Origin of the sequence: Psychrobacter sp. PG1 (genome assembly GCF_014897815.1) — a bacterium.
Lineage (GTDB): Bacteria > Pseudomonadota > Gammaproteobacteria > Pseudomonadales > Moraxellaceae > Psychrobacter.
The window spans coordinates 41,672-52,960 of record NZ_JABUZG010000057.1 but is presented as its reverse complement, the minus strand read 5'-3'; the positions used below and the strand labels follow the sequence as shown (position 1 = coordinate 52,960).

Sequence of the window (11,289 nt, the reverse complement as noted above, 5' to 3'; positions counted from 1 at the left end):
TAATTTATTTTCAATATATTTTTAAATTAAATTAATCCTCACTGATGTTTCACAAAAGCTAAATTTAGACGCTTTATTTGTTGTGGACAACTTTTAATGCTATTGACAAAGGGCAGCATTATCCTATCCAAAATTAGGATATATTCAGCAACTAGATTACACAAGTTATCACTTATATACAATGCGACAGTTAGTGTCGTTTAGCATCATTGAATCCTCTATATATTCCTTGGTTTTTGTTATAATTACCTTATCTAATCAACCGCACTTTAGGAAACAGTTAAGGCTTAACGAGCATAATGTTACCTACAAATTACATCTGTTGGCGCTGATTATGAACTTAATTTTACTTTTATCGTTATTGGATTTTACTGTATAGTAGAGTGATATCCTATATTACTGTCTACACCATCGATACCCTAGCCCATTCATCCTAGATAGACATTGAACGAACGCTGCCTATTATTTAGATAGCCATCAGCACTATTGAGCCGTTAACCTTCATAGCTACAAACATTTTATTTATCATACCAAATTTATAGTTTTAACCAATGATTGAAGACAAGGAATCCAGTATGGACGACAATAAAGCCAAAGCCCTTAAAGCAGCACTCGGTCAAATCGAAAAGCAGTTTGGTAAGAATACCATCATGCATTTAGGTGACGACTCAGCTATTATGGATGTCGATGTAGTATCAACAGGTTCGTTGGGTCTGGACATTGCACTTGGCATTGGTGGTCTACCAAAAGGCCGTATCGTAGAGATTTATGGCCCAGAAAGCTCAGGTAAAACGACCATGACGCTACAGGCGATTGCAGAATGTCAAAAACAAGGCGGCACCTGCGCCTTTATTGATGCTGAGCATGCGCTTGACCCTGTTTATGCGCGCAAACTTGGTGTAAACACTGACGAGCTATTGCTGTCTCAGCCTGATAATGGTGAGCAAGCACTTGAAATAACCGACATGTTGGTGCGCTCTGGTGCTATCGATATGATTGTCATTGACTCAGTTGCTGCCTTGACGCCGCGCGCAGAGATTGAAGGCGAGATGGGCGACTCACATATGGGTCTGCAAGCACGTCTGATGAGCCAAGCCCTACGTAAAATCACTGGTAACGCCAAACGCTCTAACTGTATGGTGGTATTTATCAACCAAATTCGTATGAAAATTGGTGTGATGTTTGGTAGCCCTGAGACCACGACTGGTGGTAACGCGCTCAAATTCTACGCCTCAGTGCGTATGGATATCCGCCGTATTGGTGCAGTCAAAAACGGTGATGAAATCATCGGTAACCAAACCCGGGTCAAAGTCATCAAAAACAAAATGGCACCGCCTTTCCGCCAAGCAGAGTTTGAAATTACTTATGGTGAAGGTACCAACCACTTAGCCGAAGTGATTGACTTGGGTGTTGAAATTGGAGCCGTTGGCAAAGCAGGCTCTTGGTATAGTTATGGCGATGAAAAAATCGGTCAAGGTAAAGCCAATTCTGTGCTGTTCTTAAAAGAAAACCCTGCGATTGCGCAAGAAATCGAAGCTAAAATCCGTGAAGAAAAGCTTGGATCAAAGAAAGAGACCAAAGCCGAAGATAAAGCCAATGAAGCGTTGGTCTCTGACCCTGTACAATAACGGCGCAATTATTCACCGCTATTAATAATCATGACTTGTTATGAAAATTAAATTGTTATGAACATTAAAACCTTAGCTGAAATACTCGCTGAATCCGATGCCGATTCAGCGAGTATTTCAGCTATCAAATCAAAAAAACCGTCCAAATCTTCCAAACACTCTGAATCCTCCAAATTTTCTCAGCATTCCTATCAAGGCGACCTTAAAAAAACAACTAAGACACGTAAGCATTCAACTTACTATCGTGAAAACCATTCATTATCTGACGATGCTGAATTTGCAGTAGAATTTGTTGAGGCTCAATCTTCTACCAATAAAAATTCTGCTCAAACCAAGAAACGTAAAAAACGTTTTCACCCAGCGGCTAACTTTAGCCCTGAGCCTAGTGACGTGCCTGCTTATCAGCAACCAGAAGCGCAAAGTATCAAAGAGATGCTGGCTGAAGTTAAACAAAATATTCATGGTGAACCAGACGATAGTGCAGCTACTGATAATGAATTTAACAAAGAATCACAGTATACAACCGATGCTGCGATTACCAACACTTCTGTGCATAGCACAGTCGACAGTCAGATGGATAACCTACCCGCTGCTCTTAAAGCCTATTTGCGCACGCCTGAACAACGACAAGCAGAAATAGATGAGATCAAAGCCGAAAGTCGTTTACGTTGGTTAGCTTTTTATTATTTATCGCGCCGTGAGTACGGCAAGGCTGAGCTTAAGCAAAAGCTTATTGATAAGGAGCAAGCCCCAGATAAAATTGATGCGCTACTCGATGAATTTGAGGAAAAAGGCTACCAAAGTGATTATCGCACGACGCTCATGCTCATTCGTGAAAGTATCCGTAAAGGTCGGGGACGTGGGCGTATCAAGCAAGAGTTTTATCGTAAAAAAATTACCATGCCCAGTAATATCGATGAGTTAATCGATATGGCAAATGCAGAGTCAGAAGAGTTTAGGGAGTTTGTAGATGATAGTGCAGATAATCTGGTAGATGGTGTCGATTGGCTCAAACTGGCGGTCACAGCCCGCACTAAGAAGTACGGCGATGACATACCCACTGAACAAAAAGACAAAGCAAAGCAGCTACGGTTTTTGCAATATCGAGGCTTTCAGAGCGATATCTGTTTTGCCGCGCTCAATTATACATTAGACACATTAGATGAGCGCTTTTAACCCACCCTCACCTTTTTTTAAATACATCCATCTGTACATAAAACAATATGACTTGAGCGATCTATTAATAATAGCCGAGCACTTTCCACCAAATCAAACCAGCACCGATCCAAATAACTAAATTGACCACACTCATTATTGCGCCAATACTCCACCACTCTCTTAACGTCACATAGCCAGAGTTAAAAATGACTGGCGCAGTACCAGTTGCATAATGCGTAAGCGTCATCATGATATTGCCCGCTGCGGCTAAGATAAGCGCATATAACATCGGCGGTGCGCCCAAGCTTAAACCCACCGCATAAAATGCTGCAAATAGTGCAGTAATGTGAGCCGTGGTACTAGCAAAGAAGTAATGGATATATAAGTATACTAGGGTCAAAATAGTCACAGCACCGATCCAGCCAAGCCCAGTCGTGCCAATCATCGATTCGATATTGCCAGAGAACCAGCTTATCAGTCCAAGCTTATTAAGATAAGCGGCCATCATAATAAGGGCGCCAAACCAAATAATGGTATCCCATGCTGACTTCTCTTTTAAAATATCGTCCCAAGTCAGTACCCCAGTCAATATTAAGGTCGTCAAACCAATAAATGCTGTGGTGGTAGCATCAACGCTATATTGCTTACCTAACATCAATGCGGGAATATTCGCCCACAATAACAGCATCAGAGCAAATACTCCGAGCATGATTTTTTCTTGGCTACTTATTTTTCCCATTTCTGCTAAATTTTCCTTGGCAAAACCTTTTGCATCGGGCGTGATTTTAACATCAGGTGGATAAATTATATAAATGACTAACGGCATCACAAGCAGACATAGCATGCCAGGTACAAACATCGCCACTGCCCAAGTGGTCCATGACAGCTGAATATCACCGCCCGTGGCTTTATTCACCAAATCTACAACCAGAGGGTTGGGCGCAGTAGCCGTGATAAACATTCCAGAGGTAATCGGGTTGGCATGATAGTTCACCATCGCCAAATATCGACCAATCTTATTTTGGGTGCCTTCCTCAGGTGTTGAGTGAAAGCTTTGCGCGATAGACTTCATAATAGGATGAATAATACCGCCGCCACGTGCCGTATTAGAGGGCGTAATGGGTGCTATCATCAATTCAGCCGCAGTCAAAGAATAAGCCACGCCGATGGTTTTTTTACCAAAAATAGAAATAAAATAATAGGCAATACGTCGACCCAAACCCGTTTTTATCAAGCCACGCGATATCATGACTGCAATACCAATTAGCCAAATCAACGGACTTGAGTAGCTTGATAGTGCATCGCTAATGGCTTGTGCTGGGCTATCACTAGTCACGCCTGTCAGTGCGACTAGGGTGACAGCAATGATAGCAATGGCACCAATGGGTAATACTTTGCCGATGATGGCGACAATAGTGGCGATGAATAACGCCAGCATGTGCCATGCTTCAGGCGTAACGCCAGTAGGCACTGGTATCACAAACCAAATGATCAAGCCGACCAAAATGGCAACCGCTGCTTGAATAGGCTTAAATGGCATGATTAAGTATCCTTATAAATGCTTATACCATCACGCAGTCATATTATATAAAGGATCATCAAAGTAGCCACTGCGACAAAAGACTCAATGAATCATATGACCATCTTATAAGATTTATAGAATTATTTTTCTATTATTCACCATTTTTAACATATCTATTTAGAATAAAGAGTAAATATTCAGTAATTGAGTACCAATAGTAGGGTTAAACTAACAGCCATAAAAAAGAGCACGTTGGATAACGTACTCTTTTTTATGGTATTAACTTTGTGGCATTAACGATTGCGACTTTCTTTAAAAGATAAATTTATTTTAACGCACCTAGTCGACTAGATAGTTGATTAATGATTTGATCAATCTCTTCATTGGCTTCAGATTCATTATCCAAATTGCCACTTGGTGTCAGCTGATTCATTACTTCTGGCAGCAATTCAGCAAGACCTTGACGGACTTCTACGTCATTAGCACCAGTATGTGCTGCAACCTGCTGAATCTCATTTTCATCGAACAACTGACTGATATCATTTGGATCAAGGTTGTCATTGTCTTGCTGGTTACTCATCCAAGAACGCGCTTGGTTTTCATAACCCATACCTGTGATTTTCGATAATGCACCACTCAAGCCGCCATTGCGTTTGATCCAGCTTAGTACCATTGGCATAAGTGCAGCGATTAGCATACCTTTACCACCGAATCCAGATTTTCTCGTTTGACCACCCATGGCTTGACCACCTAGCACACTGCCTAATATGTCTCCAAGACCGCCGGCATTAGAATTGACGCCGCCACTTTGATTGCCACCAGTGAGTCCACCGCCTGTTAACCCACCGAGAATATCATCTAAGCCAAAACCATTGTCTGGCTGACGATCATACTGGCGTGGATTGTAGCCACCAGTTTGACTACCACCGCCGAGCACGCTACCCAATATATCCCCAAGACCACCTGTACAACGTGGATCAATGCGTTGATTTACAGGATTACGCTGCGCATCTTCAGGATCCATCGCACGACGGGCCACCTGACTAACCAAATTCCCTAATAAGCTCATTCTCGATTCCTTTTTGTCATATTATTTATTATCTATAAACCGCTAAAAACTTCGCTGCTAATTTAATATATTAAGCAACAGCGTGATTTACTTATGCGATTCATAATTCTCTTGCAATATAACAAATCTCTTTCGCTATCCAGATAGGTGTTTTGTTATGACATGTAGGCGTTCGTAAATTCGTGGAAAAAACCTCTCATTGGAAACTATAAAAAAATACTTCCTTAACTCGTATTTTCGGCGTTTATGTTAGGCATATTGAACATTCAACCATGGTACTAATAAGCACTATTTATAAGTATTCAATACAATCTAGCCAAAATATTCAACTCTCGCCATTGTTCAGGGCTCACTTGATCTCGAAAGATGGTCACTGATAAAGAGCGCTGATAAGGCTCTATAACATTAAATTCAAAGCTTATCGCCCATCGATATCCAGAGACAGCGATTAATTGTGCCTGCCATAGCTCATCACCGCGACCCGTACGGAGCAGTAGCTGCCAATGTTGATCAACACGATAGCTAAGTGGTGGTTGGCTCAGGTGCAGCAGTATGGGCCGTGATAATGTTAAATAAATAATCACCGCGGCGGTAACGGTTAAAATAAGCACATATTGCCATAACAGTAAAGAAGCAAGCCATGCCAGTACAACCATGACGGCGGTCAACCCACTATAAAGCAGCAAACGCAAATAGCTGGCAGGCCGAATAGCCGTATCAATACGCAACGAATTTGCCAAGGTCATATTTTATCACCAAAAAAAAACGGCAGACCATTATATTACTTAGGCCTAGCTAAACCAACTCTGGACAACCATTTCTTATACCTAAATCAGTCTTTAAGTCAAATCTTTGGTATGACGCCATGTCTTGATTTTATTGACTAACGCCCATATTTCTTCATTTTCTGGACGATTTTGATTGGTGAAATAATCCAACAAATCAGGGTCTTCATGAGTCAGCATTTCTGCAAATGTCTCTTGTTCAGCAGGCTCTGCCGTTAAGTAAATCTCTTTGACATAAAGGTCAATATAAAAGTCTAACTCTTTTAATCCGCGGCGTGCTTGATAGATAATGCGGCGCTGTTCATTGGTTGGTTCTGGCTGAATCGGGGTGGTCATAAAAGTACTCTCATCATTTTAAATTGGGATTAAGGATAATTATGCGCGGATAATTGACGCCATAAGGCGACTGCTTGCTGCATCATCGCCACATTATGGGTGCGTATAATGCCAGCGCCTTGCTGTAGGGCAAAGATACCAGCCGCCGTACCTACCACATCACGATCTACCGCGTTAGTAGTAGTAACGACTTCGACGCCACTCTTACTTAGTACTTCCGCTAAAAAACGTTTGCGCGAAATGCCAAACATCATCGGTAAACCAAGCGCTTGTAGACTGCTAAGCTGGCTTAATAGTGCGCAATGATGCTCATAATCTTTCGCAAAACCAAAGCCTGGGTCGATAATGATTTTCTCACGCTTGACACCGATTCTTGTTACTTCGTCAATACGCGATAATAGCTCAGCCCTTACGTCACTAATGACATCGTCATAGTGTGCCAAATTATTCATCGTTGTTGGCTCGCCGCGCATATGCATGAGCATGACTGGTATATCAAGCTCAGCCGCTAGTACTGCTGCACCCTCGCGTTTGAGTGCGCGTACATCATTCCAAATATCAGCACCAGCGTCAAAAGCCGCTTTCATAACCTCTGGATTACTGGTATCAATGGATAGCCAAATATCCTCCCCGCATTGCTGCCTAATGGCTCGAACCACTGGCACAACACGCTGCATCTCTTCAGCAGTGCCCACAGCATCCGCATTGGGGCGAGTAGACTCACCGCCAATGTCGATAATAGTCGCACCTTCTTCTATCATTTGCTGACAATGCGCAACAGCCTTATCTACCACGTTGAACTGTCCACCGTCTGAAAACGAATCGGGTGTGACATTAAGAATACCCATAATATGAGGCTGCGATAGATCTAGTGTTTTATCACAACTTGATATCTTATAGCTGGGTAAGGGCTGAAATAAGGACATAACCAAATTATCTCTCATCAAAACGTTCTAATTATTGCAGACTGCTTGTTATGCACTGTGCTTGTTATGCGTTGTGCTTATGATACCAGTAAACTCTATTCTGTACTAAACCCTTCACGAAATATGGACAACAAAAAAGCCCTTTATGATAAAGGGCTTTTTCTATTGGATATGAATCAACTGACAACTACATCGCTGGTAACGGTGGCGGTGTTGAATTGGTTGTTTTAATATCATTTTTCGATAAGTTGACTTCATTGTGCTGATAAACTCTAGGTGGACGTGGGTCTTCACCTGCTAAGATATCTTGCAACTGATCACGGTCAATCGTTTCCCACTTCATTAGAGCATCTACCATCGCATGCATTTTTTCTTGATTGCCTTCAATCAATTCACGCGCGATATCATATTGCTCCTCTAACATACGGCGAACTTCTTCATCGACCTTTTGTTGCGTGGCTTCTGAAATCGTACGACTGCTAGAGCCAAAATAGCCTTGCGAGCTGTCCTCATCTTCATAAACCATAATACCAAGCGCATCAGACATACCGTACTTCGTCACCATGGCGCGAGCCATCTTGGTTGCACGTTCGAAGTCGTTAGAAGCACCCGTCGACATTTGATTGATAAAGACTTCTTCAGCGATACGACCGCCGAATAAGATAGCAATATCGCTCAGCATTTTTGATTTATACATACTGGTTTGGTCATGCTCTGGCAACTGCCAAGTAACCCCAAGCGCAAAACCACGCGGCATGATCGTTACTTTATGCACAGGATCGGTACCTGGTAGTAGCTCAGCGACTAAGGCGTGACCTGCTTCATGATAAGCAGTAGCACGGCGCTCCTCTTCACGGATGACCATTGATTTACGCTCAGGACCCATATATAGCTTGTCTTTTGCATCTTCAAAGTCATTCATGTCAACGCTGGTCTTGTTGCGACGTGCTGCAAACAATGCCGCTTCGTTGACAAGGTTGGCCAGCTGCGCACCACTGAAACCTGGTGTACCGCGAGCCAATGCATTGGCATCCACACCGATAGTATTCGGCAGCTTTCTCAAATGCACTTTAAGAATTTGTTCACGGCCTTTGATATCTGGCAAGCCTACTTGTACCTGACGGTCAAAACGACCTGGACGCAATAGCGCTTTATCAAGCACATCCGCACGGTTGGTCGCTGCAATGACGATCACGCCTTCATTGCCTTCAAAACCATCCATTTCAACCAATAATTGGTTCAGTGTCTGCTCACGCTCATCATTACCGCCGCCCATACCAGAGCCACGATGACGACCGACCGCATCAATTTCATCAATAAAGATGATGCAAGGCGCGCTCTTTTTAGCCTGTTCGAACATATCGCGTACACGTGAGGCGCCAACACCGACAAACATCTCAACAAAATCAGAACCTGAGATTGAGAAGAACGGCACTTTAGCTTCACCAGCAATGGCTCTGGCTAACAAGGTTTTACCGGTACCTGGAGGACCTACCATTAAGATACCACGTGGAATCGTCGCACCAAGCTTGGTAAATTTATCAGGGTCGCGTAAAAACTCGACCACTTCAACCACTTCTTCTTTGGCCTCTTCACAACCAGCAACATCTTCAAAGTTCACCTTGATTTGGTCTTCAGTCAGCATTTTAGCTTTTGACTTACCAAAGCTCATAGGGCCGCCGCCCTTACCGCCAGCGCCGCCTTGCATGTTACGCATGAAGAATAAAAACAGACCAATAATCAATAGAATTGGGAAACTGGCTATCAGTAATTGCATCAAGACGCTTTGGCGTTTTGGGGCAGTCCCTTGGACTTCGACTTGGTTCTCACGCAGCAATGGCATCAGCTCATCATCTGACACAGCTGGTCTAATGGTCTCAAAAGATGAACCATTTTTCTTTTCGCCGGTGATTTGCTCGCCATCGATTTCAACGCTGGCTACTTGGTTTTCTGACACAGCGGTCACAAACTCAGAGTAGTTAAGGCTATCCGGCTCAGATGATTGATCAAAGCCGCTAAACACCAGCACCAAAACGCCGATTACCACCAGCCACAATAAGGTATTTTTTACCATGTCGCTCACTAGTTATTCCCATCCCTTACTTATTGGTGTGTTTATTAAACACGTGACGTCTATAAACGTATCGCTCATTTTTTAGTAGATATATTCATAGCCAAAACTTATGATTCGACTCATACAACTCAAATGCTGCATAGGGGCCGCTTTCACAAGTTATAAATATCAATGACCTATATATCTATCGTAGATGAGCACATCAGGCGCTTATTGTCAGACGACTTTGCCTAAAACATATGCTTGAAACAAAGTTAATATACCATGATATGTGGTGCTAACCTGCATAATTCAAGCAGGTTTCGCTATTATTCAGTTAACGATTGTAGCGGGTTCAATGCGCTCATGAGACTATGTTATGGTGACACATTATCTCGCTTACAATGGCTGTGAAATAACGACGTTATGATTATTTAATCGCTATCCAAAACATCTCTTTTGACCGTGGTCGTGATGCACCCGGCTTGATACTACGGATTTTACTAAAATCCTGCTGCATCTGCTTGCGTAATTCTTGTGTGCCTTCACCCTGAAACACTTTCATAATAAGTGCGCCACCTTCTGGTAAGGTTGCAAGCGCGAAGTCCACTGCCAGCTCGCATAAATACATCATACGTGGCTGATCGATTGCGCTGTTTCCTGCCGTATTTGGTGCCATATCGGACAGCACTACATCGACCTGCCTATCACCAACCTCTGTCATTATCGCATCAAATACTTCTGCTTCGCGAAAGTCGCCTTGAATAAAGGTCACATCAGGCAATGTATCCATCGGCAGAATATCAGAGGCAATCAAAATGCCTTTTTCACCTACTAGCTGACCTGCCACTTGAGACCAACTGCCCGGAGCACTGCCCAAATCTACAACCGTCATGCCTTTTTTAATAATATTGGTCTTTTCATTAATTTCTAATAGTTTATAGGCGGCACGGGCACGATAGCCATCTTTTTGCGCTTTTTGCACGTAATGATCGTCAATATGCTCTTTCATCCAAGCGCTACTACTCTTTGACAGTTTTTTATTTTCGATACGCGTGGCCAAAATACCTGCTCCTATTGCTTTGCAAAACATTCATACATATTAGTGAAGTAGCTAAAAGATTTATGAAGCACTTTCGATATGGTTTAAATTCATTCGAATATGCTATCAATCAAGATTTTTATACATTTGCAGTCTTAAACTGACTAAATTCTATTGGTTAAAACACTGATTTATCAGACAGTAGCGTTTATAATGTGCCCAAACATTCAGTTTAACATTTTCATCACGTAAAATCGTGCAAAATCCTGCTGATCTCATGCAAGATGACCACAGATTATCTATAATGGTCGTCAACTGCTCTTAATAGCACTGTCTTTTATTTTTACCAACACCTAGGAATTCTATGCAACTCGATAACGCTACCATCAAACGCCTAAGAGGCATTGGTCACGACCTCAAACCTATCGTCATGATTGGCAACAAAGGTATTACCCCAACCATTACTGAAGAGATTGATCGCGCGCTATCAGATCATGAGCTCATCAAAGTAAAACTGCCTGCTGGCACAAAAGAAGAGCGTGATGTCATCGGTGCGGAACTTGCCAAAGCGGCTAACGCGTCTTTGGTTCATTCTATTGGTCGTATGGCATTGTTACTACGTAAAAATCCAAACGCCAACCCAAAATTGTCTAACTTAGCACGTCATGCATAATAATATGTGATGACCAGCTGGTTTGAGTGATGTGATGGTATGGTATGCCATATCAACTCAAATCATAGCCACATGGTGACGATAAATGTGAAAGCCG

General features: G+C 42.6%; 10 protein-coding genes. 3 read left to right on the top strand and 7 right to left on the bottom strand.

What is annotated here, in order from left to right:
• The first annotated feature begins 575 nt into the window (after positions 1–575).
• A complete protein-coding gene (recA, locus tag INT03_RS08275) occupies positions 576–1,628 on the top strand; it encodes a recombinase RecA (RefSeq protein WP_055124705.1) in 1,053 nt (350 codons plus the stop codon).
• Positions 1,629–1,685: 57 nt separating this feature from the next.
• Positions 1,686–2,804 (top strand): regulatory protein RecX, encoded by a 1,119-nt coding sequence (locus INT03_RS08270; RefSeq protein WP_193008571.1) that lies wholly within the window; start codon positions 1,686–1,688, stop codon positions 2,802–2,804.
• A 64-nt stretch (positions 2,805–2,868) separates the two neighbouring features.
• Here INT03_RS08270 and INT03_RS08265 read toward each other — a convergent pair whose 3' ends face one another.
• From INT03_RS08265 to INT03_RS08235, 7 genes are all read right to left on the bottom strand, one after another.
• Complete coding sequence (locus tag INT03_RS08265) at positions 2,869–4,326, bottom strand: anion permease (protein WP_193008570.1); 1,458 nt, start codon at positions 4,324–4,326, stop codon at positions 2,869–2,871.
• Between the two features lie 307 nt (positions 4,327–4,633).
• Positions 4,634–5,377, bottom strand: coding sequence for a YidB family protein (locus INT03_RS08260; protein WP_193008569.1), 744 nt, complete (start codon positions 5,375–5,377; stop codon positions 4,634–4,636).
• Between the two features lie 302 nt (positions 5,378–5,679).
• Entirely contained in the window at positions 5,680–6,123 is a 444-nt protein-coding gene (locus INT03_RS08255) for a protein YgfX (RefSeq protein WP_193008568.1), read from the bottom strand.
• Between the two features lie 93 nt (positions 6,124–6,216).
• A complete protein-coding gene (locus INT03_RS08250; RefSeq protein ID WP_045444191.1) occupies positions 6,217–6,498 on the bottom strand; it encodes a succinate dehydrogenase assembly factor 2 in 282 nt (93 codons plus the stop codon).
• A 29-nt stretch (positions 6,499–6,527) separates the two neighbouring features.
• Positions 6,528–7,424: a dihydropteroate synthase gene (gene folP / locus INT03_RS08245; protein WP_193008567.1), complete on the bottom strand. Its 897-nt coding sequence runs from the start codon at positions 7,422–7,424 to the stop codon at positions 6,528–6,530.
• A 187-nt stretch (positions 7,425–7,611) separates the two neighbouring features.
• On the bottom strand, positions 7,612–9,507 hold the full coding sequence (gene ftsH / locus INT03_RS08240) for an ATP-dependent zinc metalloprotease FtsH (RefSeq protein WP_055124711.1): 1,896 nt from the start codon (positions 9,505–9,507) through the stop codon (positions 7,612–7,614).
• Positions 9,508–9,907: 400 nt separating this feature from the next.
• Positions 9,908–10,540: an RlmE family RNA methyltransferase gene (locus INT03_RS08235; protein WP_193008566.1), complete on the bottom strand. Its 633-nt coding sequence runs from the start codon at positions 10,538–10,540 to the stop codon at positions 9,908–9,910.
• 343 nt (positions 10,541–10,883) lie between these two features.
• Between INT03_RS08235 and INT03_RS08230 the strand changes: the two genes are divergently transcribed.
• Positions 10,884–11,192, top strand: coding sequence for a YhbY family RNA-binding protein (locus INT03_RS08230; RefSeq protein WP_045444184.1), 309 nt, complete (start codon positions 10,884–10,886; stop codon positions 11,190–11,192).
• Positions 11,193–11,289 lie beyond the last annotated feature (97 nt).